The 25,445-nt window shown below is 36.0% G+C and carries 17 protein-coding genes; 7 read left to right on the forward strand and 10 right to left on the reverse strand.

Annotation, left to right across the window (positions count from 1 at the left end):
- Nucleotides 1–17 precede the first annotated feature (17 nt).
- The 10 genes from ABEB23_RS05480 to ABEB23_RS05525 all read right to left on the reverse strand — a co-directional run bounded on the left by ABEB23_RS05480 (nt 18) and on the right by ABEB23_RS05525 (nt 18,327).
- Nucleotides 18–875, reverse strand: a complete 858-nt coding sequence (locus tag ABEB23_RS05480) for an endonuclease/exonuclease/phosphatase family protein (protein ID WP_348811428.1) — start codon at nt 873–875, stop codon at nt 18–20.
- 142 nt (nt 876–1,017) lie between these two features.
- Nucleotides 1,018–3,285: a GH92 family glycosyl hydrolase gene (locus ABEB23_RS05485; RefSeq protein ID WP_348811429.1), complete on the reverse strand. Its 2,268-nt coding sequence runs from the start codon at nt 3,283–3,285 to the stop codon at nt 1,018–1,020.
- A gap of 111 nt (nt 3,286–3,396) precedes the next feature.
- On the reverse strand, nt 3,397–5,406 hold the full coding sequence (locus ABEB23_RS05490; protein ID WP_348811430.1) for a beta-mannosidase: 2,010 nt from the start codon (nt 5,404–5,406) through the stop codon (nt 3,397–3,399).
- A 373-nt stretch (nt 5,407–5,779) separates the two neighbouring features.
- Nucleotides 5,780–7,294, reverse strand: coding sequence for a SusD/RagB family nutrient-binding outer membrane lipoprotein (locus ABEB23_RS05495; RefSeq protein ID WP_348811431.1), 1,515 nt, complete (start codon nt 7,292–7,294; stop codon nt 5,780–5,782).
- Between the two features lie 16 nt (nt 7,295–7,310).
- On the reverse strand, nt 7,311–10,400 hold the full coding sequence (locus tag ABEB23_RS05500; RefSeq protein ID WP_348811432.1) for a SusC/RagA family TonB-linked outer membrane protein: 3,090 nt from the start codon (nt 10,398–10,400) through the stop codon (nt 7,311–7,313).
- 400 nt (nt 10,401–10,800) lie between these two features.
- Nucleotides 10,801–11,811, reverse strand: a complete 1,011-nt coding sequence (locus ABEB23_RS05505; RefSeq protein ID WP_348811433.1) for a LacI family DNA-binding transcriptional regulator — start codon at nt 11,809–11,811, stop codon at nt 10,801–10,803.
- A 291-nt stretch (nt 11,812–12,102) separates the two neighbouring features.
- Nucleotides 12,103–13,146: an adenylate/guanylate cyclase domain-containing protein gene (locus ABEB23_RS05510; protein ID WP_348811434.1), complete on the reverse strand. Its 1,044-nt coding sequence runs from the start codon at nt 13,144–13,146 to the stop codon at nt 12,103–12,105.
- Nucleotides 13,139–13,522 (reverse strand): response regulator, encoded by a 384-nt coding sequence (locus tag ABEB23_RS05515; protein WP_348811435.1) that lies wholly within the window; start codon nt 13,520–13,522, stop codon nt 13,139–13,141. Before ABEB23_RS05515 ends, ABEB23_RS05510 begins: the two co-directional genes overlap by 8 nt.
- A 112-nt stretch (nt 13,523–13,634) precedes the next feature.
- Nucleotides 13,635–14,984 (reverse strand): ATP-binding protein, encoded by a 1,350-nt coding sequence (locus tag ABEB23_RS05520; protein ID WP_348811436.1) that lies wholly within the window; start codon nt 14,982–14,984, stop codon nt 13,635–13,637.
- A gap of 25 nt (nt 14,985–15,009) precedes the next feature.
- A complete protein-coding gene (locus tag ABEB23_RS05525) occupies nt 15,010–18,327 on the reverse strand; it encodes a sensor histidine kinase (protein ID WP_348811438.1) in 3,318 nt (1,105 codons plus the stop codon).
- A 402-nt stretch (nt 18,328–18,729) separates the two neighbouring features.
- Here ABEB23_RS05525 and ABEB23_RS05530 point away from each other — a divergent pair, with 402 nt between their 5' ends.
- From ABEB23_RS05530 to ABEB23_RS05560, 7 genes are all read left to right on the forward strand, one after another.
- A complete protein-coding gene (locus tag ABEB23_RS05530; RefSeq protein WP_348811439.1) occupies nt 18,730–19,290 on the forward strand; it encodes a DUF6642 family protein in 561 nt (186 codons plus the stop codon).
- Between the two features lie 266 nt (nt 19,291–19,556).
- Nucleotides 19,557–20,456 carry a helix-turn-helix domain-containing protein gene (locus ABEB23_RS05535; RefSeq protein WP_348811440.1) on the forward strand — a complete coding sequence of 300 codons (900 nt, stop codon included), beginning with the start codon at nt 19,557–19,559 and terminating at the stop codon, nt 20,454–20,456.
- Nucleotides 20,457–20,701: 245 nt separating this feature from the next.
- Nucleotides 20,702–21,688, forward strand: coding sequence for an aldo/keto reductase (locus tag ABEB23_RS05540; protein WP_438861668.1), 987 nt, complete (start codon nt 20,702–20,704; stop codon nt 21,686–21,688).
- An 18-nt stretch (nt 21,689–21,706) separates the two neighbouring features.
- Entirely contained in the window at nt 21,707–22,348 is a 642-nt protein-coding gene (locus tag ABEB23_RS05545; RefSeq protein ID WP_348811441.1) for a flavodoxin, read from the forward strand.
- Nucleotides 22,349–22,603: 255 nt separating this feature from the next.
- The gene (locus ABEB23_RS05550) at nt 22,604–23,503 is read left to right on the forward strand and encodes a helix-turn-helix domain-containing protein (RefSeq protein ID WP_348811442.1); all 900 of its coding nucleotides are present in this window, start codon (nt 22,604–22,606) and stop codon (nt 23,501–23,503) included.
- 117 nt (nt 23,504–23,620) lie between these two features.
- Nucleotides 23,621–24,682, forward strand: a complete 1,062-nt coding sequence (locus tag ABEB23_RS05555; protein ID WP_348811443.1) for an NAD(P)-dependent alcohol dehydrogenase — start codon at nt 23,621–23,623, stop codon at nt 24,680–24,682.
- Nucleotides 24,683–24,952: 270 nt separating this feature from the next.
- Nucleotides 24,953–25,423: a (2Fe-2S)-binding protein gene (locus ABEB23_RS05560; RefSeq protein ID WP_348811444.1), complete on the forward strand. Its 471-nt coding sequence runs from the start codon at nt 24,953–24,955 to the stop codon at nt 25,421–25,423.
- The last annotated feature ends 22 nt before the right edge of the window (nt 25,424–25,445 follow it).

Genomic DNA, 25,445 nt, shown 5'->3' on the forward strand with positions numbered 1-25,445 from the left:
AACGATTTGCTTTAAGCTTACAAAGAGGCTTTAATAAACACCGGTGCATGATCCGACAAAAAAGTGTCATTTAATGTTTCTGCAAAAACTGCATATTTTTGAACGGAAACCAATTTACTGACCAAGATATAATCAATGTTTGGTCTTTCTGAATAAGGGATTTTACCAAAATCATGAAATGTCCAATTCGGCCCATAAACTACTGAAGCCACTTTTTTAGCATCTAAAAAAATCAAAGAATCGTCTACTGCCAACAATGATTTCAGAACAGATGAGTCTGGTTCAGCGTTCAAATCACCCATAAAAATATGAGGCAAACCCCCACTTAACTGAGCAATTTTAGCCTTAATCAAATTAACACTTTCCCTCCTTGCTACTTCCCCAATATGATCAAAATGGGTATTCAGAACAAATACTTTTTTTCCTGTGACTTTGTCTTTTAATTGTACCCAAGTCGCGATACGCTCACAGGCGGAATCCCAACCTTTTGATGGCTTTTCGGGAGTTTGACTCAACCAAAAATAACCTGATTTTACAAGAGTGAATTTATTTTTTTTATAGAGAATAGGACTATATTCCCCTTTTTCTTTTCCATCTTCCCGGCCAACACCAATAGCATTGTAGTCGTTCAATTGATTCGTTATGTCCTTTAATTGGTTTACCAGGACTTCTTGCATTCCAAGTATATCAACCTCATGAAAACGAATCATCTTCATGGCATTTTCCTTGCGATATTGCCAACTGTTTGAACCGTCTCCCGCATTATCATAACGAATATTAAAAGTCATAATATTTACATCCAATTGTGTTTTGGTCTGTGCATTTGCACTTGCAATGGTCAAAAACACTCCTAAAACAAAAATTATCCTTCTCATATTTTCTTTTATTGACTATTTATAAATTCTCTTGTTTAAAATTTTATAATTATTCCGGTCGCAGTTTTCAGACGTGAATTTGTATTAATACTAGCATTTTGCCACTAAAACTGAGACTGCAACTGAAAAATAGCTGTAAAATCTACAAAGGCCTATCTTCTTTATCTACTCCAAACGTTCTTGAAGGTTGACTTCCCATATATAATTTCAACTCCCCCCCTTTTACAATCATGTCATGGGTAATGTATGATTTGGTATACGGTTTCCCGTTGTATTCTACTTTTTGAATGTATTTATTTGCCTTGCTGTTGCCAACGGCCATTATTTTGAAAGAAATAGTGGGTTTGTAATGAATAGTGGCTTCATCAACTTCAGGACTTCCCATAACATAAATACCATTGGCAGGATTTACGGCATAGAATCCCATCGAAGACAATACATACCAGGCAGACATTTGTCCAACATCTTCATTCCCACAAATTCCATCAGGCTTTGTGGTATAGAATTTATCAAAAACTTCACGGACAATTTCGGCCGTTTTCCATGGCTGTCCCACATAAGCATAAAGATAAGGAATATGGTGACTTGGTTCATTGCCTTGCGCATATTGGCCAATCAAACCGCTGATATCAGGAGAAGCTTCTTCCCCTTCGACTTTTTCTTCAATTTTAAATAATTGATCGAATTTTTCGATAAACTTGTCATCTCCTCCAAACAATTCGATCAAACCGTAAGGATCTTGTGGAACAAGCCAAGTGTATTGCCAGGCATTCCCCTCCACATAATCGTCTTTTCTATGGGAAGACGAAAGCGGATTGAAAGGTTCACGCCATTGTCCGTTTTTTAATTTCCCACGCATAAATCCAGTGTTTTTATCAAAATACAGTTTGTACAAGTCCGCTCTTTTGGAGAAATAAGCGTAGTCATCCATTTTTTTCAAGTCTTTTGCCATTTGGGCAATGCACCAATCATCTATCGCATATTCCAAAGCATTGGCAACTGTTTCCAATTGACTGTCTGCCGGTATGTATTGCAACTGCTGAACATAATCCAAACCGGCACGTTTTTGCATAGCTGTAGTCTTAACCGCTTCGAAGGCCAATGCTACATCATAGTCTCTGTATCCTTTAAAATAAGCATCAACAATAACAGCTATCGAATGGTTTCCGTTCATACAGTCGGTCTCATTCCCCATCAAATGCCAAACCGGTAATCTTCCCTGTTGCTGATAAATGGCTAAAAAAGTCTTGACAATATCATTGATTTTATCTTCCTGTGTGATCGTATAAAGCGGATGCAAGGCACGGTAAGTATCCCACAAAGAGAAAGTTGTATAGTTTACAAATCCCGCGTTTTTATACACTTTTTTATCGGTTCCCCTGTAATCACCATTGGCATCATTAAAAATAGAAGGGGCAAACATGGTGTGGTACAAAGAGGTATAGAAAATTGTTTTGGTATCGGCATCACCTTTAATGTCAATTTTCCCTAAAGCTTTATTCCATTTGGTATCTGCTTGTTGAACCGATTTAGCAAAATCCCAATGCGGAATTTCAGCTTTTATGTTGGCCAAAGCATTTTCATAACTCACGGGAGAAAGCCCCACTTTTACCATAACAACATTCTTTGACTTGTTTTTAAAATCCAGCACCGCTTTCATTTTCAAACCTTTGCCTTCTGTTCCTTTTACCACCGCAGTACTGTCATACAATGCAAGATTTGAAATGTCTTCCGAAAATTCCATCGTAAAAAACAAACGTTGATCAGCAGCCCATCCTTTAGAATGACGATAACCCACTAAGGTTCTGTTTCCTATTTTTTTAATAAAAGTCTCTTTGGGACTATCCCATCCCACTCCATCTGCTAAATCTAACAATACATGAGCTTCTTCTTTCGAGTTGAAAGTATATTTATGAAAACCAACTCTTTCTGTTGTTGTCAGTTCTGCTTTTACGTTATAACGGTCTAAATTCACACTATAATATCCCGGCTTTACTTTCTCATTAGCATGTGAAAATGTAGAACCATAGCCACTTGCATCTTCTTTGGTTGCTTTTTTTAGAGGCACTTTTCCGGTAACGGGCAAAAGAAGAATATCATTCAAATCACCGATTCCTGTTCCGCTTAAATGGGTGTGGGTAAATCCCAAAATGGTGTTACTCGAATAATTGTAAGCACTACACCAGTCCCAACCTTCAAAAATTGTCGAAGGCCCCAATTGCACAGCACTGAAAGGAACATTGGCACCTACAAAAATATGTCCGTGACCTCCTGATCCGATGTATGGGTTCACATATTGGGTGTAATTTGCAGCCGTTTTTTTATTTGATTTCCCTTGAGAATAGGTTGGAAAAACCAATAATACACTTAACGCAGCAACAATTGCAAATGACAATTTATTTTGTTTCATCTTCTCCATTTTATATGTTATTTTGGCTAAAGCCACTACAGATTAATTCATTTTCCTTCAGCTGAAGCTTGAGGCGATTTAAAAATCTCTATTATTAAAATTTAATGTAAATTATTTATTTCTCTTCAGCACTTCATACAAAGAGGTAATCGTGATATTGGGTTTTGAAATTGGACTTTCGATACTAATCGTCTTTTCTTGCCCTGCTTTCAAATCAAAATAATTATCACTCAATCTACCTGTATATTCTTTGATATCTATCCAAACATATTTAGCATCTTTATTGGCTTTAAGAACTATTTTTTGACCGCTCACTTTCCATTTGATCTCCGGATTTTCTAACTTCAAATTGATAGGGCGTGTCAAATCAACTACCGGTTTCACATCATCTCTATACGCTTCTTTCACAGCATACCAAGCTGCTTTTGGCTGGCGGTTGTAGTAATCTGTGATGCTCCAGCTTGCCACAGGCCAACAATCATTGAGTTGCCATAAAAGTGTACCCATATTATAAGGCGCTTTTGAACGGTGGATTCCAATTATGTTTTTAAAAGAATAATATTGCAAACATTGCGTGAGATACGTATAATCTTTTACCGACCACGTTTTGACATTCGTTGTGTCTTTGAAATAGCGCTGCAAATACGAATTCAGTTTATGAAATCCTTTCCCTGCTTTTTGGTGTGCTTTCAATACATCCGAATATAAATGTCTGTCTTCTTCAATCGTAATTTTTTTGGTTGTGGAATAATTAGGCATTGCCTGCATACCGTATTCACTCACAAAACGACCGGTTTTCTTTTGGGTAACTTCAACATCTTTCAGTCCCCACCAAGTTCCCCAATAATGACTGTCGCCTTGGGTAATACTTTGTGGTTTTCCCCATCCAAATAAAGGGGAACTGCTCACATAAGGACGATGCGGATCTACCTCTTTCACCCATTTTGGAATACTGTCCTGAAACAATCTCTTGTAATCATTCCATAATCGAATAGAATCTTTTTGATTCATTTTGAATGTTTTTTGCCATCCCCAATTTTTGAAAGCTTCGTCAATTTCATTGTTTCCGCACCAAACCACAATGGAAGGATGGTGACGTAAGCGCTTCACTTGGTATTTCACTTCTTCTCTTACATTATCAAAGAAATGTTTATCTCCGGGAACCATCGTTCCGGCAAACATAAAATCCTGCCAAACATAAATTCCGTTTTTATCACATAAATCATAGAAGTAATCACTCTCATAAATTCCGCCTCCCCAAACTCGAAGCATGTTCATATTAGCATCTTTGGCGGTAGCAATTACTTTATCATATTCTTCATGAGTCACTCTGGAAAGAAATGCATCCGATGGAATATAATTAGCCCCTTTCATATAAACTGGTTTATCATCTATTTCGAAGTAAAATGATTTTCCCATGCTATCAGCTTCTTGTACCAATTCATATTTATGTGGGGCTATATATTCCTTTTCAGGTGCTTTTTCATTGAATGCTTCCAATCTAACCGCTTTCCAAATTCCACAGGTGGTGAATTTTGGTCCCCAATCCCAGCCAAAATGATATTGGGCTTTGCGGGCATAAGCTCTTGGGTTGTCTGGAATCATATATGGAAAATCTTTTTTGGCCAGGGAATCAACCACATTTTGAGCCGATTTGAAAACCACTCTCAGTTCGTTTTTTCCCTCTTTCAAATATTCTTTCACATCAACATTCCATTGACGGAACATATTATCGGTTTTTAATATTTGCATATCGTTCAAATAAACCGTGGCATAGGTATCTAAACCATCAAAAACCAATAGATTACTTTTCTTGTCCAATACTTTTTGGGCCACTTCAAAGGTGGTTTTGTATTCCCAATCTTTCTTTTCTATCCAAACCAGTTTTTTCTCATTATCACGGTAAAAAGGATCAGGTATTAATTTGTTTTTCAATAAATCAGTATGTACTTCACCAGGGACAGAAGCCGGATGCCAATCATTTCTCGCTACTTCACTGAACTGCCAATCTTTATTGATTTCAATCGAAATACTCTGATTTTTATCAGAACAACTGCTTATCAATCCTACAAACATCAATAAAGATCCCAAAAGAATGGAGTTTGATTTTCTTAAATTCATTTTTCTTCTGTTTTTATTTTAAAACTACAGCCTTTTTTTTTTCAGCTTAAATTTGGTAATAACCGTTCTTCTATATTTTGATAACGCTAACTAATTTGCACTTCATGAGTAGCAAATAAGTTTCAATTGAAAATAACAATGTAATAGTTGCAATTTTATTTTTGGAAATCAAACGAATAAAACTCAAACCAGTTTACTAATCTCATTTCACTACTTTTTTCAGCAATGTAACCCTTGCGAAAAAACCAATAAAACATTGTAAATCTGCTGTTATCTAAAGTTCTTTTTCCTTTAATGAAATTCAAACATTTTTAAAACAAGCCGGGAATACAAATACTTCCCGACTTGTATAAATTATTACATCAATGATGATTTATTTATCCCACCAAATTCTGGTTGTCATTAAATCTAAACCTTGACGCTGTATCGCTTCCTTATAATTGGCCGCATTTGTAATCAACTCCGATTGATCATAAATCAATCGTCTTGGAATGGTACCACCCGTTTCGCCAGTAGGATCATTCACCGGAACTAAAACAGGATATCCCGTTCTTCTCCACTCTGAGTATGCTTCAAAACCATTAAACAACAAAACAATCCATTTTTGAGTGATAATTTGTTCTATCTTTTCTGCATCACTACCTAAAGCTTTAAAAGGATGAGCCGCGATATAAATGTCATATTCAGCATCAGTAACCGCTGGCACTTTGTCTCCAAAAATAGTAAGGACTTGCATAGCTGCTTTTACCCCAGCTTCATAATGCTGCTGTGCTGTACCCGAAACGTTCCAGCCTTTTACCGCTGCTTCCGCCAATAGTAATTCTACTTCAGCATAAGACATAATTAACGTAGGTGCATCCAGACGCAACACGGTAGAAGTATTAGGATCAGAGAAAAGCTTTTTATCTCCACCCGGAAACTCTTTTGCGTCATTAGCAAGCCCTTGTTGATTAGCCGGATTGTTGTCTCCAGTAGCTTCCAATTTAGCATAAATTCTTAAACGGGGATCATTACTGTTTTTCAATAAATCGATAAAAGTTTTACTGTACTTTGTATTTCCATCACCACCATTCAAGTCATTTCTAACCCAAGAAGAAGTAATTGGATTTGTTTTAACTCCTTGAGGATTAGCTTCATGTTTCAATACAAGGCTATCGTCATTAGAGTTGAAAACACCTTTAGCGAAAGCTTTTTCTACAAATTGTTTCGATTTGGCCGGATCAACTTTAGACAAACGCATAGCTACTCTTAGCATCAATGAGTTGGCTAATTTTTTCCATTTGGTCACATCACTTTGGTAAAACAAATCGGCATTACCTGCAAATCCTTTATTGGCATCTAATGCATCACCTGCTTCGTCCAACTCCTTTAAAAGGTCGTTATAGATTGCTTCCTGTGTATCGTATTTTGGAGCAAAAATATTCCCGTTAAATCCTTTACCAGCCTCGAAGTAAGGCACTTCACCATAAGTGTCGGTCAATTTTTGGAACATAAATACCTTCATGATTCTACAGGCTTGAATCATATTCGAATTTTCAGGAGTATCTGGTAAAACAGACATTAACTGAAAAATTTGATTCAGTCCTTTCCCGTACGATTCTCCAAACAGAGAACCAGAATACTCAGAAGAATAGGTATATTTTGAACCTGGTCCACCCAATGAAGAAAAATGTTGAATCATTTGAGCGGCATAAGCATTGTTCCCTCTGGTATTAGAATAATCTTGTCCATCCATGTATATCTCAGCAAGCGTAAACATAGATTTTGGCGCCGGGTCTGATAATGCATTTGGATTCGTGTTCATTTCCTCGAACCCGTTATCACATGAAGTCAATGTCATTGCACTAACAATTGCGATACAAAAAAGTCTTATATATTTATTTTTCATCTTTCAATTTTTAATATTAGAATTTGACATTAAGAGTTACACCATAATTTCTAGTCAAAGGCATAGACGCTCTCTCAAGACCTTGGGCGTTACTATTTGAATAATTTGACTCTGGGTCGATATTAGGCGTCACACTATAAATTGTCCACAAATTATGAGCAGACAATGCTAAGCTAATGGATTGAAATGGCAATTTTGTAAGATATTCTTTTGGAAAGTTATAGTTCAAAGAAATAGCTCTAAGCTTAACAAAATCAGCATCATACACAAAATTTGATGTCACATCACTATAGCTTCTCCAATAATTATATGCAGAAACTTGTTGATTCACACTATTTCCATTAGAGTCGGTACCTGTTACGGCAATTCCTCCCTCACGGCCAGGAAGTGTAATGTCTGATAATCCCCAACGTGTTCCTAATTGATTCGTTGCTGAATAAATTTCTCCTCCAAATTTACCATCTACAAGAACTGAAAGTGTGAAATTTTTATATGTAAAATCATTCGAAAGACCCATTGCTGTTGGAGCCACACCTTGTCCGGCAATAATTAAATCTCCTCTCATGTATCTGCCATCAGAACCAATTACAATATTCCCGTTTGTATCTCTCAAATAATCGTAAGCTTTGATTACTCCAAAAGGTTGTCCCTTTTCTAAAACTACAGAAGCTCTTGCATCTCTGTTTCCTTCAAGAGACTTAGTAGTTATTTGGTCAGAAAGACTAATCACTTCACTATCATTGTAGGCAAAATTATATCCAATATTCCATGAAAAATTATCTGTTTTAACCGCCTTTGCATTAATGGCAAACTCAACCCCTTGGTTCAGAATTTCTCCCACGTTAATTTTGGTCGTTCTATAACCTGAGCCCTGAGAAATATCAGCATCAGTTATATCATTAGTAGTTCTCTTGCTGTAAAAAGTCAAGTCCGTACTAAATCTATTGTTGAAGAATGTGTTTTCGAAACCAAATTCGATTGTACTCACATTATAAGGCTGTAAATTTTTGTTCGGAACAGTTTCCCCATTAACTCCCAAAATTGGTTGTCCCAATGAATCTGTTTGTCCGTCTGGCGCAGAATAAGTCAGTGTTAAAGCATACGCATCCGGTAATGCTCCACCGACGTTACCCCAACCTGCTCTAAACTTACCATAAGACATCCACTCTGGTAAATCGATAACTTCTGAGTAAATAAAACTCGTGCTCACAGAAGGATAAAAGGTGCTGTTGTTTGATGGATCCAAAGTAGAGAACCAGTCTTCACGGCCTGTTAAACTAAGATACAAATAATTTTTATATCCTAAATCGGCAGAATAAAAAAGAGAGTTTACTTCGCTTTCAGAAAACAATACTTCTGATTTGTCAGGCATAGTGTTTCCGTAAAAATATTCAAATGGAACGATAAAGTTGTTTCCTTTTATTTTAAGACCACTGAATCTGTTATGTTGACGGTTAGCTCCAACAAAAGCGTCCAATGAAAGATCCTTGGCAACATCGCCTTTATATCCTAAATAAGCAGATCCGTTAACTTCTGAACGATTCTCTATTCTGTTTTCGATTGATCCTCCAGGGTTGTAGTTGATTCCTGTTGGCTCAATTTCAGTATACTCATAGTTGATATCATCAATACCAATTACCGCCTTAGCGTACACTTTATCAGTAATATTATAGTTCACTTTAGCAGAACCGATAAAACGTTTTCTAAGATCATTATTTAATGTTTCAGCTGCAGCGAAATACGGGTTTGTATGATACACATTCGCACCTAAATAATCCGATTCCCCTCCGTTTTCATCATATGGATTACTCAACCATCTAATGTCTGTTCCTGGAGTCATAAAAGTAACAGGGAAAGATGCATTTCTAGGAGAATCATTCAAATAAGGTCTATTATGGCTTTTTTCAGAAATATACTGCGCATTCGCTTCCACGCTTATTTTTTCATTTGGAGTTGAATTCAAACTCAAGGCAACGTTGTTTCTTCCAAAATTTGTTCCTGGCATGATTGATTCGTCCTTTGTATTTCCGAATGACAATCTGAAATTGGTCGTATCATTTCCGCCAGAAAAAGCTAAAGTGTTGGTGAAGGAATATCCCGTTCTATAAAAATTATCAACATTGTCGTTGCCATACGCCTGATATGGTCGATTCTGTCCATCGATAGATAAAGAAGGCGTTCCGTCATATTTATCACCCCAAGCAAAATAATAGCTATCTCTAAGTTCTTGTAAATCACTAAATCTTGTAGCAACGCCATCCACAGGTGCTCCCGCTCCATATTGGTCTTGCCATTTCAAAAGATTTACAGGAGTATTAAATGTAGAGTTTGTACTAAAATCTACTCCAATTCCCTTACCGGCTTTTCCTTTTTTGGTTGTAATCAAGATAACACCATTTGAACCTCTATACCCGTAAAGAGCAGAAGCAGCACTACCTTTTAATACAGACATAGATGCGATATCATCCGGATTGAATGAAGACATACCATCACCCTTGTCTGCTCCTCCCCACATTCCGGCATTCCCTTGTTGACTGTTATCAATAGGAATACCATCTACAACGTACAAAGGTTGGTTAAGTCCGGAAGCAGAAGTCGCTCCACGAATTACAACACGGCTAGAACCAGATGGACCTGTAACCGGAGCAGAGACATTCACCCCAGCAATTTTTCCTTGAAGTGCATTCCCTAAGTTAATTTCTTTGGTTTTCGTCAGGTCATCACCTTTAACTTCACCAACAGCATATCCCAGACTTTTCTTTTGTTTTTTTACTCCAAATGAAGTAATCACTACGTCCTTTAAATTCTCAACAGATGGAGCTAAAACAATCGATACTTCAGAATCTCCAGAAGCAACTTCTACTACTTTTGTAACATAACCAATAGAGGAAACTGTTAGCGTAATATCTCCAGACGGAACCAACATCTCAAATTTCCCTTCGGCATCTGATATCATGCTAATTGATTTCCCCTTTACTTTAATGGTAGCAGAAATAATCGCTTTATTTTCTGTATCTGTAACCATCCCTGATAATGATCGGTTTTGTGCTGCTGCACCAAAACTCCCCAACAGTACCAGTCCTATAACCAATAATATTTGTTTCATAAGTTTTTGTTTTTCATAAGTTTTTTGTTATTCGTGTGTTTTTCAGTGTTTTTCATAAGTGTTCTAATTCATAATGGTTTATTTTGGTTAGTAATTAAAATTTTCATAATGAATAAGCTTATCATTTCTAACAGCTTATTCCTGATTATTCACCTGAATTTTAAATTCATTAACATAAACGTTATTGTTTATTCAGTATATTTTCAAGAACATTAAATTTTCACTAAATCGATTTAGCAAATTGCATAAAAAAATAGTTTCGCCAGATTCTAATTATTTAAAATTCCCTTTTGGTCCAATATTTCAACTTCATTAACACAATCATTACTGTTTATCTAATAAATCCTTATAAACATTGTATTTTCACTAAATCGATTTAGCAATTCGTTTAAAAAAAACTTTAAACAGATTCCCTTTCAACAAAATTTCCTTTGAGCATTATGTTTTCAATTTCGGGTTGCTTTCCTGCGGTCATTTGAGCCACAAGAAGATTAATTGCCTTTTTAGCCATAGCTTCTATCGGTTGGGCAACAACAGATATCGAAGGAGTGTGCAATCTAAAACTATCGTGATCATCAAAACTTGCCACCCTGATATCTCTTGGTATCTCAATTCCCAATTGACGAAAAGCCTGCAAACCACAAAGTCCCAAATAATTAGATAGAAACAATAGCCCGTCAATTTGGGGATGCATCTTCAAAAAGTCTCTAATTATTCTTATTTTTTCAGTCTCAGTATCTTGAAAATCAACCCGAAGCACAAGGGATTCGTCAAAAATTCCCTTCTCTTTTAGTAAATTTTCATATCCTGATTCCCTTAATTTCATTTGAATCATTCCAGAGTTGACATTGATAGCAGCAATATGTCGACAACCGGCATCCATCATTTTTTTTGTTACTAAATACGCTCCTTCATAATTATCCATTACCACAGTGCTTACCAATTGACCTGGAAAATATCTGTCAATCAATACTACAGGCACATGCATTTTTAAAAGATTATCGATACTTTTCTCTAATTTTTCAGTTGGAGCAATAATAAAACCATCCACATTTGCCTGCAAAAGACTGTTTACTAATTCTTCAGCCCGTTGGTCATCGGCTCCTGTACTACAATAAAAAACTCTATAATTTAATCTTCTTGCTTCATCTTCAACCACCTTTGCCAAATCAGAAAAGAACTGATTGGATATGTCTTCCACGATTAGTCCGATTGACCTTGTTTCTCCGGTTCTAAGACTACTCGCAATCATATTGGGTTTGTAATTTAAGTCCTGAGCCACAAGTAAAACCTTATTGATGACTGCAGTGCTAATCCCCATTTTTTCTCCAATATTATTTAGCACAAATGAAACCGTTGAAACCGAAACATCGGCTTTCAGCGCTATATCTTTCATTGTGATTTTTTTCATAATTGGTAGATTATATAAATTTAACTTTTTGTTTACATAGCAAATATATAAAAAAGTTTTACTAAATCGATTTAGCAACTTAATATTTTTCATTTTTTTTTTAAACTTTGATCGCCACAAATTACTCTACCCCAATAAATACAGAGAAACGTTGCATTGCACCCAATAGAAAATTATTTTTTTCAGATTGACTTCGTATTATATTTAACATGAAATCATGTTATAAAATTCAAATGCGATCTATGGTCTGTGGCTCAAAAATCTGAATGGCCGAAAGAATCTTTAAACAATTTATTCAATGACCTCATAAGTGTTGACTGGTATAGATTTATTTTTCAAGACATATTCGCCATTTTCCACACACTTAAAAGATTCTTTTGCAATGTTAAAAACTGCCTCTGAAATAAGAATTTGCCCGGGTTTGGCCACACTTTGTAATCTTTGTGCGGTGTTCACAGCATCGCCAATAACGGTGTAATCAAAACGTTTTAAGGATGCGGAACCGATATTACCCGACACCATTTCCCCAGAATTAATACCTATTGAAATTTGCGGTTTATATGTTTTATCTCCAATTACAATTTCTTCAATGTTTTTGATTTGATTTTTTAAGGCAAGTCCAGCATCAATGGCTCTATCCAAATGATATTTTCCTCTAAAAACAGCCATAACTGCGTCGCCCATAAATTTATCGACATGTCCGTCTTGAGCTATGATTTCTTTTACAATTATATCAAATAATCCGTTAAGCAAATTCACAACGCTGTTTGCCGGAAATTGTTCGGTTATAGAAGTAAAACCACAAACATCAACAAAAAGTACCGTCGCTTCTAACAATTCATTTTTAAGCAGGCTGCTCTCAAACTCCTTATTGGCCATAAAATTAATTACATTTTCATCGACATACATTTTGAGAATATTATTTTCCTTGATTGCTTTAATGGTTTCCTGCAATTGTTTGACATGCAATATCGTTTTTTCCATGGTTAAGTCCAGATCATCAAAATCAACTGGTTTGCAGACAAAATCAAAAGCGCCTCTATTCATGGCTGTGCGTATGTTTTGCATGTCTCCATAAGCAGAAACCATAACTGCTTTCAACATAGAATTAACCTCAGGCAACCTGCTTAACAAGGTTAGTCCATCCATTATTGGCATATTAATATCACTTAATATAATATCCAAGTCAGGATGTTCCAAAATTTTCTGCAAAGCCTCCTCCCCATTCTGGGCGAAAATGAATTCATAGACATTTTCCCGAATCTTTTTTCTGAATTTTTGCTTTACCAAAATCTCTAAATCTGCTTCGTCATCAACTACAAGTATCTTAGCCATTGTTCATGATTTTTTTTAGTTTCTCTTTTAATACATTAAAATCCAATGGTTTTGTCAAAAAATCATTCGCCCCTTTTTCCATAGCCTGTTTGTAATTTTCTTCGTCCCCGTCGGCGGTAATCATCATGACAACGGGGGAAAAATCTTTATAATCGTTTCGAATTTTCGACAATAAATCGATACCGCTCATACCTGGCATATTAATATCTGATAAAATTAACACCACTTCCATACTGTGGCCATTAAGATACTCCAATGCTTCTTCACCCGAAAGGGCAAAATCGAATTCGAAATCGTGATGACGTAATTCTTTACGAAAATGTTGCAAGAAAAGCGGTTGTATGTCGGCTTCATCATCTACTACAAGTATCTTCATTTAAACTTGTTTTTAAATTGTTACTATTACTCAAAAAACAATTAATATCCGTTAATTATCAACTACTTACATATTTATAAATTTACGAATTATATTTTCGAATTTTATACTTTTATCTAATTGGAAGCAAAATTGTAAAGACAGTATAATCATTTTCTCGGCTATCAATGGTAATTGTCCCTCCATGTGCTTTTACAACAATATCATAACTCAATGACAATCCTAAACCGGTTCCTTCGCCGGTGGGTTTGGTGGTAAAGAATGGCTGCATTATTTTGTCTTTGATGGCATCCGGAATTCCTAAACCATTGTCTTTTACCGTAATTTCAATTGCTTTATCTTTCAATGCTGTCTTCACACTAACCATTGGTTTGTATGTTTCCCCCAATTTTTTCTGCTTTTGATGTGTCGCATAAAAAGCATTCGTGAATAAATTCAGTAATACACGACCAATTTCTTGAGTCAACACATTTATTTTAGGCAGATTTTCATCAAAATCAGTAATGAGATCGGCATTGAAACTTTTGTCTTTGGCTCGAAGTCCATGATAGGCAAGCCGAAGATATTCATCGGCTAATTTGTTGATGTTAGTGGGTTCTTTCATAGTATTCCCTATTCGACTGTGTTGCAACATTCCTTTTACGATACTATCCGCACGTTTGCCATGAAAGTTTATTTTTTCCAAGTTTTTTTTGATGTCGCTTGCAATGTTCTTTACTTCTTCAAAATCTCCTTTGACTATTTCCTCATTCATCTCTTCTAACAATTCACTACTCACTTCACTAAAATTATTTACAAAGTTTAGTGGGTTCTGAATTTCATGTGCAATCCCTGCGGTAAGTTCACCAAGCGAAGCCATTTTTTCGGATTGTATTAATTGTACCTGTGTAGTTTTGAGCTCTTCTAGTGCTTTTTGCAATTCCTCTTTTTGACCAAGGAGTTCTGCTGTCCGCTCAGCTACTTGTATTTCTAACTTTGCTTTTAAAGTTTCAGACTGTAGAAACTCTTTTTCTAGCTCTATCGCTTTTAACTGCTCTCTTTCCATTTCTTTGCGTTGTTTTCTGGTAATGAAAAACATGGCAAAAAACCAAACGATTGAAAAAAAGATTGCCGTATCAAAATAATTATTCCATTCTTCGTGAAAAGGAGAATTAATGAGCTTTGTAAAATCTTCTATAAAATTTAAAGCGACAAAGGGTAATATGGAATAAATAAAAGATTTTACAGATATAAACTCTTTTTGGGTAAGGCAAAAATAGATTAGAGTAAATAGCATTGCATGCGCTATCCAGGCAGTTATTCCTCTCTCAAAATCTAAAATAACTCCAGCGATAAGAAGTACAATCGAGAACCAAAACCCTATGGCCAAATATTTATCAATTTGAGGCAATAAAATTTTGCTTTGCAATGCTCTTCGCAAATGACTAAAAACGATAATTAATAAAATATAATCAAAGTTCATATTTGATAAATTAAATAGTAATAAATTATATCGGCAATGATATAATAAAGGTTGCTCCATTGCCCTCTTCTGTTTCAACATTAATAGTGCCTCCATGTCCTTTAACCACAATATCATAACTCAATGACAATCCCAAGCCGGTTCCCTCCCCTGTGGGCTTTGTGGTAAAAAAAGGCTGCATTATTTTGTCTCTAATTGCATTTGGAATTCCCGTACCATTATCTTTAACAATAATCTCTATAAAATTCCCTTTTTGAGCTGTTGTCACGCATAAAACTGGTTTGTAATCTTGATTCGCTGTTTTTTGTTTTTGGTGTGTGGCATAGAAAGCATTGGTAAACAAGTTGAGTAAAACACGGCCAATGTCTTGCGAAATTATGTCAACCTTTGGAAGTTTTGGATCAAAATGAGTTTCCAGTTCTGCATTGAAGCTTTTGTCTTTGGCTCGCAAACCATGATAAGCCAGTCTTAAATATTCATCGGCAAGCGCATTAATATCTGTTAGTTCTTTTTGTCCCGAGCTAATTCGGGAATGTTGTAACATACCTTTTACAATCCCATCGGCACGTTTGCCATGAAAGATTATTTTTTCCAGATTTTGTTTGATATCAGCTGCTATTGCATTGGCTTCTGAGGTATCGCCTTTATCCATTTCCTCCTGCATTTCGTCTATCAATTCCAAACTGACTCCAGAGAAATTATTCACAAAGTTCAAGGGGTTTTGTATTTCATGAGCAATCCCAGCAGTAAGCTCACCAAGTGAAGCCATTTTTTCGGATTGAATGAGTTGAATTTGAGTAGTTTTGAGTGTATTGAAGGCTTTCTCAATTTCACGGGCATGAGCAAGTTCTTTTTCTTTGGCCAAGACATGCTCTTTTTCCAGGAGTCTTTTTCGTTGAAAGCGGTCTATCAGAAGTACTAGAACTATAAAGATAATTCCGTAAAGTGTGTACGCCCACCAGGTAAGCCACCACGGTGGAGTGATACTAAACGCAACCGAGGATCCCGACTCATTCCAAACACCACTACTGTTGGCTACTTTCAAATGAAAAACATAGTCCCCTGGAGGTAAATTATAATAATAGGCAGTTCGAATATTTCCTACTTCGCGCCAGTTATCATCATAGTTCTCCAGCCTATAAGCAAATTTATTTTTAGTTGGATTGGCATAATGTATCCCTATGTAATCAATAGCTATATTATTTTGATCGAAATTAAGGACAATGTTTTTCGCTTTATTGGATTCCTTCTTTTTTAACACATCAAGATTACTATAAATGGATAGTTCTCCAATTTTAAAATCGGTTATAAATACTTTTGGAGGTGATGAATTCTTTGCAATATCATCCGGATTAAAAACTGTTATTCCGTTATTACCCCCAAAAATCAGTTGCCCTCCTGATGTCTTGAGGTAAGATCCATCGGCAAACAGTAACCCCTGAATACCATCTTCTATAGAAAAATTATTAAATAGTTCTTCTTTAATACTAAACCTGCTTATCCCTTCAAATGTACTCAGCCAAATTGCCTTATTTTTTTCATCAGGTAAAATCCCCTGAATACTCATAGATGGCAATCCATCACCCGTGGTATATGTTTTTATTTTCTTGGTTTCAATATTGTATCTGTTAAGACCACCACCCCAAGCACCAACCCAAACGATACCATCTTCATCCTCATAAAGCGAATTGATATCCTGAGATCTTAAAATATCTCCTTTTTTCTTGTCAAATCCATGCCTTTCGACTTTATCCGTACCATAGTTATACAGAAACAATCCATTATTGGTAAGAAACCATAATCCATGCTTTGGACTCTCATACATATTAACTACTTCGTTACTAGTAGCATTTGATCCCGAAATCTTCAGCAAATCAAAATGACGGAGCGTTTCATTATTTTTAGTTGTTAAAAAAGCTCCATCGCTTGTGCAATACCATAGATTTCCTTTACTGTCATTAAAGAGCTTGTAAATATATGCTTTACTCAGTCGAGGATCCGGCTTGATTTTTTTAAAGGTTTTATTAGTGGTATTAAAAAGAAAAAAAAATTGATTATTCTCTCTAATAAGAATTTCTTCGGGCGAATACAAACCAGCAGCCTCATGCCAATCTAATCCAGGCATAATTTGAGAAAATGGATATGGTATTAAAGAATTATTGTTTGGGTCAAAAACATTAATTCCACGCGCGGTCACTATCCAAATTTTCCCTTCCTTGTTTTCAAACATTTTGGTCACCCAACCATTTGTAATGGAGTTTTTATCCCCCTGCTTGTACACAAAGGATTTCAATACGGTCCGATTAAAATATCGAATCAATCCCTGAGATTTGGTTCCCAACCAAAGATTATCGAATGAATCCAAATGCAGACAACCAATGTTAGCTCTTGCCGTTTTTTGATCTGGGTTTTCTTTCAATATTTCAAATTGCTCTTTCGTTCTGTCAAAATAGATTAAGCCATTATTAGTGCCAAGCCAGATATTCCCTTTTGAATCTATCTCCATTTCATTCGTAATAAATTCACCATTCAATTTAGTGAATAATTGCTTCATTGGATAAGACTTCAATTTCCCAGAACTTGGATTCCAGACGCTAAGTATCCCATTGATGGAAGTCAACCATATATTTCCACTTTTATCGCTTTTAATTGTTTTATAGTATTGTTCCTTACTCTCAAATTTACCTATTGGCCATTTCTCTTTATGTATATTCTTATTACTGTCAATTCGGAAAAAACCATTATCAGCGATTATCCAAATAGCTCCTAACTTATCAGTGGTAGCAACATAAACATTTTTTATATCTATCTTAGAAGGAGCTTCAAGACGTTTGAGTTCTTTACTATTTTTATCTTTATAAAAAATAGCATGGGAACCGATAATACCAATACCACTTGTTACCCCAAAATACATCCTTCCTTCGTTATCCGCATTTATGGTTGTTATTAAAGGTTGTGAGCCAAAAGGTAAACCGATGACTTTTGAGAAATTATAATTTTTGAAAGATTTTGTATACGGATTGTATTCGCTGAGCATATCAACACAACCAATCCAAATATGTCCATTGTAATCCTCATAAAGACAAAATGTCAAAATACTGCCCATTGTTTTCGGATCATTGGGATCCGGATAAAATCGTTTGTATTCATACCCATCATAACGCACGAGTCCATTATCGGTTGCCAACCAAACATTACCCATCTTGTCTGTGATAACATCATTGACACCCGCTCCTTCCAAATCGGGATAAAACGTAAAGTTAGAGGGTTTAAGTTGCGCACTAACCGAGGAAAAAAATACCTGAAAACTTACTAATAGCATAACAAAAAAGCACTTTTTCATAGTTCAAATATTTTATATTATTGTAATGGAATAGTAACTTCACGCCCTTCTTTTTAAGCTTCTCTTTTCAATTCCCTCTAAATGCTTTTACAATAGTGCAGGCCAAAGACAATCAAAAAACCGATAACTTGCCGCTTAAAATCGCTGGTAAAAAAAACAAAACCTTAACTAAATAAATATCAGGTATTTAAGTGTAATAAAATTACATAAAAATTAACAAACTCATTAGCATATTCTTAATTTAAATACAAATACATTGCATTATACCCGAACGAAAGCCAATTGAATAACTAAACCTAAGCTACCCATTACGTGATTATTTTATGATATCCTAGCGATTGGGATCAGCATATTTTTATTATATTTCAATCTCTTTTGATATGACGAAAGAAAAATTTGCAGATGGACCATGATAAATTTATTTTCTGCCTCGAAGCGGTTCCCGATGTAGAAATAGAAACCACTACTTCGGTGGTCAGAAACTTAGAACAATTGGCCTTTGAACAAGGCATTACAAGCATTTATAAAACTTGCGATACGATTGAAGGATTGGAAGAAAGTTTAAATGCGTTGCTGTATGAGGATCATAATTTCAAGGGTTATGAAATAATCTATTTAGTAATGCCAGGTAAAGGAAACAATATTTGTATCAATGACTATTATTATAGTATAGAAGAAATAGCTGAACTCTTCGAAGGAAAAATGAAAGGAAAAATTTTGCATTTTGCCAATGCAAAAGTATTAGACCTAAGCGAAGAAGAAGCACAATACTTTTTAGACATTACTGGAGCTCGCGCCGTTTCGGGTTATGGTACGCCATTCAATATCATAAACAGCAATCCCATCGACAAAGCTTTTTTTAGCTTATGCCAAAAACAAGATGATGTAGTAGAAATAGTAGAAGAACTATTCGAAAAACACTATGATCTTTGTAAACTGCTCGATTTTAGATTGTATTATTAAAATCCTAAATTTAATGTTGCTTTTCAGGAGCTTATTCCAGCTGTCCGCTATATCTTTTATAAAATTTCCAGCCCTCAAAAGGCTGAAAATTTTATAAAAGGATGCCGCTTCCATCTGGGCTAGGGTTTTCATTTTCACAAGAACATTTTATTATCAAACGGGCATACATCCATAAAACTACTTTTAACCTGCTACACCCAACAGTTTAATCGTTAATATTTTTTTAAAGCAAGAATCTTTTTATTTGAAATTCGTAATTTTACTAAATGAACAAAGTCGAAACAATTGAGGAGTTTTACCAAAGAAAGTATGATTTCATGCCCGATGCCTTGCGCAAAGAAATTGGACATTTTAATATATTTAAATTAGACCCATTTTCGGGTAATACAACCAAACCCGTACCTTATAAAAAAAGAGATTATTTCAAAATAACCTTATTGGTTGGCGAAAGCACTATCCAGTATGCCGATAAAGCGATTCAGTTACAAAAACAGGCTTTGGTATTTTCTAATCCGCAAATTCCGTATAGTTGGGAGCATACCGACAGTATTCATCATGGATACTTTTGCATTTTTGACCAAGCCTTTTTTCATCAGTACGGAAACCTCAATCAATATTCCCTTTTTCAGCCGGACGGTAACCACGTTTTTGAAATCACTGATGAGCAATTAAAAACATTAACTGCGACCTATGAACGTATGACTGAGGAAATTAATTCCGATTATGTTCATAAATACGATGTCCTTAGAACCATCGTTTTTGAGATTGTTCACTTTGCTTTAAAAATGGCTCCTTCGGCTAATTTAACCAAACATCCACTCAATGCGGCCCAACGTATTTCTACCTTATTCTTAGAGTTATTGGAACGTCAATTCCCTATTGACAGCCCGCGCCAAATATTAAGCCTACGCTCTGCTTCTGACTATGCCGAAAAGTTAAATGTACATGTGAATCACCTCAACAGAGCCATAAAAGAATCTACTGATAAAACCACTTCACAAATTATTGCCGAGCGTGTCATACAAGAAGCCAAGATATTGTTGAGACAAACCACCTGGTCAGTATCTGAAATCGCCTATGCTTTAGGTTTTACCGAAGTAACCCATTTTAATAATTTTTTCAAAAAACACGTTCAATTAAGCCCTACGAAATTTAGAAATGTTTGATTTTTGTAATCTATCGTTTCTTTTTCGTTATTCTTTGCTCTAGTCCTAATCTACCTTTGTATCCTACAATTAAGTAGATGCTAAGACACTAAGTTTCTAAGCTCCTAATATTTAAGTAGACAATTAAAATTATCTCGAAAATCAGGAATTACTACACAAGAGTTTCAAAAAGGTTTCAACCCATTTTTTAAAACTTAGAATCTCAGAAACTTAGTGCCTCAACGTCTAATTTAAAAATTAAGGATATGGAGATTCAAAAAAGAAAACTAGGAAATGGCGGATTAGAAGTTTCCGCGCTGGGATTAGGTTGTATGGGACTCAGTTTTGGGTACGGCCCTGCAACAGATAAAGAAGATGCTGTTAAGCTGATTAGAGCAGCGTATGAGCAAGGAATAACATTTTTTGATACCGCCGAAGCCTATGGTGCTGATAATGAAAAATTACTGGGGGAAGCTCTAGCCCCTTTTCGTAAAGAGGTCGTTATAGCAACCAAATTCGGATTTAAAGAAGGAGATTCCAGTAAAGGTCAGGACAGTCGACCAGAACGAATTAGAGCGGTAGCTGAAAAATCATTACAATATTTAAAAACAGATGTAATTGACTTGTTTTACCAACACCGTGTAGACACGAATGTGCCTATAGAAGACGTGGCTGGAACCGTACAAGATTTAATCAATGAAGGTAAGGTAAAACACTTTGGTCTTTCTGAGGCTGGTGTGGAGACCATCCGTCGTGCTCATGCGGTTCAGCCTGTAACGGCATTGCAGAGTGAATACTCACTTTGGTGGAGAGAACCGGAACTGGAAATCATTCCGACACTTGAAGAATTAGGTATCGGTTTCGTTCCCTTTAGTCCGCTAGGGAAAGGTTTCCTGACTGGAAAAATTGACGAAAACACCACATTCGACAGTACCGATTTTAGAAACATCGTTCCTCGATTCTCACAAGATGCCCGCAAAGCCAATCAGATAATGGTTGATTTACTGAACACAATTGCTGCACAAAAAAATGCAACTCCTGCCCAAATCGCATTGGCTTGGCTGTTGGCACAAAAACCTTGGATTGCACCGATTCCCGGTACTACAAAATTACACCGATTGTCAGAAAACATTGGAGCTGTTAACGTAGTACTTACCCCTTCAGATTTGCAAAAAATAGAAGCAGCAGCCAGCCAAATACAAATTGAAGGAGCACGCTATCCGGAACATTTGCAAAAAAGAGTTGGTAAGTAAAAATCAATATTGAAAAAAATGAAAAACTTATTTTTCCTCGCCACACTACTAACGATGTGCTTTTCGTCAGGTTGTGCAAAATCGCAAAATTTTTCAAAAGAAAATAATGATACACAAAAACCTTCGGCTGATAAAAATGTGCTAATTGTGTATTTATCCCGAACGAATAATACAAAAGCTATTGCAGAAATCATTCATAAAAATGTGAATGGAACCTTGATAGCACTTGAGTTGGAAAAACCATACCCGACAGATTATAAAACAATAGTAGAACAGGTAGCGAGAGAAAATGAAACAGGCTATTTACCACCGCTAAAAACAAAGATTGACAGCATTGAAAAATATGATGTTGTTTTTGTGGGATTTCCAACATGGGGAATGAAATTGCCTCCTCCGATGAAAACATTTTTGAAACAATATGATTTAAGTGGCAAAATAATTATTCCATTTAATACCAATGCAGGTTATGGAATTGGAAGCAGTTTCCAAACCATAAAAGAGCTTTGTCCGAACAGTAAAATACTTGAAGGTTTTGCAATAGAAGGTGGAAAGGAAAAAGAGGGAAAACTTTTGGTGATTCAAGGGCAAAAGAGAAATGAAGCCGAAACGGAAGTTAAGAAATGGTTGAAAAAAATCGATATGCTTACTCCTTCCAAATAAAAACAGACTGAAACCAATAGTAAACGAAGTATTGCCTAATAAAAATAAAAACATGGTATTACTAATTGGACAAATAAAACCCGATTTTAAAGATATTGCGCGTGAGGGACAGAAGCAAACTACCGAAGTAGTGCGGATGGCCGGACAGCATTAGGGAAAGGGGGCGAATACACTACACTATGAGTGGCCCCCTTTTCCTGATGGTGGCACGCCCAAAGTAAAAAATTAATTGTTTGAATTTCACAATTTTAAAAAATGAACAACATAGAAAGCATAGCCGATTTTTACAAACGAAAATTCGATTGGATGCCCGAAAACATCCGCAATGAAATAGGGCATTTTAATGTGTTTAAGTTAGAACCTTATGTGGGGGAACAGGCTAATCCTGTGCCGTATAAACGCAGGGATTATTTCAAGATAACTTTACTTATTGGCCAAAGCAAAATCGAATATGCCGATAAAGTTATTGAACTAAAAAAACAGGCATTGGTGTTTACTAATCCGCAGATTCCTTATAAATGGGAACATACTGACGGTATTCGAACCGGTTTCTTTTGTGTATTCGACCAAGCCTTTTTTCATCAGTACGGGAACCTTAACCAGTATTCCATTTTTCAGCCCGATGGCAATCATGTTTTTGAAATCAATGATGAACAGGTAAAACTGCTGAGTGAAGTGTATCTGCGCATGTTTGATGAACTTGATTCTGATTATATCCATAAATACGACGTGCTTCGTACGGTAATCAGCGAGATTATTCATTTTGCGATGAAAATGCAGCCTTCGTCGCCACAAAATAAGCAGTCGTTCAATGCTTCGCAAAGGATTTTGACTTTGTTTTTAGAACTCTTGGAACGACAGTTTCCTATTGACGAAACCCATCAAAGTATTCAGCTGCGTTCGGCTTCTGATTTTGCAGAAAAACTAAATGTACATGTCAATCATTTGAACCGTGCCATAAAAGAAACTACCGATAAAACCACTTCACAAATTATTGCCGAACGTTTATTGCAGGAAGCCAAAATCCTTTTGAAACAAACTTCCTGGACGGTATCGGAAGTGGCCTTTGCTTTAGGCTTTAATGAGGTGACTTACTTCAATAATTTCTTCAAAAAACACGTTTTGGTAAGTCCTGTCAAGTTCAGAAATATTTGATTTCTTAACACTAAAAATTTACTTTAATATATTTATAATCAATTATTTAATATATTTAATTAATAATTCAGAAAACAGAAACACTAAGTATTACTATTTATTAAAACCAATTCAAAAATGGATACAAATACAACAACTAAAGTAAAAGCTTATGGTACGGTAGCAGCAGATGCTCCTTTAAAAGAAATGGATATCCAACGCAGAAATACTACTGCTAAAGATATTGAAATCGAAATTTTGTATTGCGGTGTTTGTCACTCCGATTTACACACTGCCAGAAATGACTGGGGATTCACGACTTATCCTGCTGTTCCCGGTCACGAAATTGTAGGGAAAGTGACCAAAGTAGGAAGCGAAGTAACCAAACTAAAAGTGGGTGATTTTGCGGCCGTAGGGTGTTTGGTAGATTCTTGCCACAGCTGCGATAACTGTAAACATGACTTGGAACAATATTGCACAACCGGCTGGACTGGGACGTATGGCAGCCCTGATAAACATTTAGGTGGAATGACACATGGAGGCTATTCAGAAAAAATTGTGGTAGACGAACATTTCGTTTTGAAAGTACCTGCCAATCTTGATTTGGCTGCTACAGCTCCATTGTTGTGTGCCGGAATAACCACTTGGTCTCCGCTTCGTCACTGGAAAGTTGGTAAAGAAAGTAAAGTTGCCATTGTAGGTTTAGGCGGCTTAGGACACATGGCTATAAAATTGGCCAAAGGTCTCGGTGCTGAAGTAACCCTTTTTTCAAGAACACCAAATAAAGAAAAAGACGCTTTGGAATTGGGTGCGGATCATGTTGTTATTTCAACTGACGAAAATCACATGAAGGAAGTAAATGGAAAATTCGATTTAATTATTGACACCGTTCCTTATATTCATGATGTAAATCCTTACATAAGCACTTTAAACACTAGTGGGACTTTGGTTTTGGTAGGTTATTTGGGTGGTTTGGAACCAATTCTAAATACTGTTCCAATGATTATGGGAAGAAAATCAGTTGCCGGTTCTTTAATTGGCGGTATTGCCGAAACACAGGAAATGCTTGACTTTTGTGGGAAACACAATATTGTATCCGAAATTGAATTAATCAAAATGCAGGATATCAACGAAGCCTATGAAAGAATGCTCAAAAGTGATGTTCGTTACCGTTTTGTAATTGATATGGCGTCGCTTTGATGTTGAGAGCTGAGACTCTGAGAGGCTGAGACTCTGAGGTACTAAGATCCTAAGGTTCTGAGACTCTGAGACTCTGAGATATTGAGCCACTTAGATTAAACTTGAAGCTTAGAAGCTTAGGACCTCAGAACCTTTGAACCTTTGAACCCCTGCACCTTAATTACGTGCATTTCGTAATCAATTGTTTGAATATTATAAGTTCCAAGTTAAATAATTAATTAAATTGCATGTTCAAAAATCCTGATTTTCATTTACTTAAAAAAATATTATATGGCAGTAATTAATCTCAAAATCAATAGTAAGGATTATTCAATTGATGTAGATCCTCAAATGCCGCTTCTTTGGGCAATCAGAGATTTTGTCGGTTTAAAAGGTACTAAATACGGTTGTGGTATTGCACAATGTGGCGCGTGTACTGTTCATTTAAACGGTCAGCCAGTTCGTTCCTGTTCTTTGCCAGTTGCTGCTGTTGCGAATAAAAATATAACTACGATCGAAGGTTTATCCGAAGACAACTCTCATCCAGTTCAAAAAGCATGGATTGAAGAACAGGTACCTCAATGTGGTTATTGTCAGTCCGGTCAAATCATGGCGGCTGCAGCATTATTATCAAAAAATACTTCTCCTACTGATGCAGAAATAGATACTGCTATGCAGGGTCATATCTGTAGATGTGGCACCTATCCGCGTATCAAACGTGCCATCAAAAAAGCATCCGGAACTAAACCATCAAAAGAGTAATTTTAAATTCATCATCCTCATA

This window comes from Flavobacterium maritimum (genome assembly GCF_040049085.1).
GTDB lineage: Bacteria > Bacteroidota > Bacteroidia > Flavobacteriales > Flavobacteriaceae > Flavobacterium > Flavobacterium maritimum.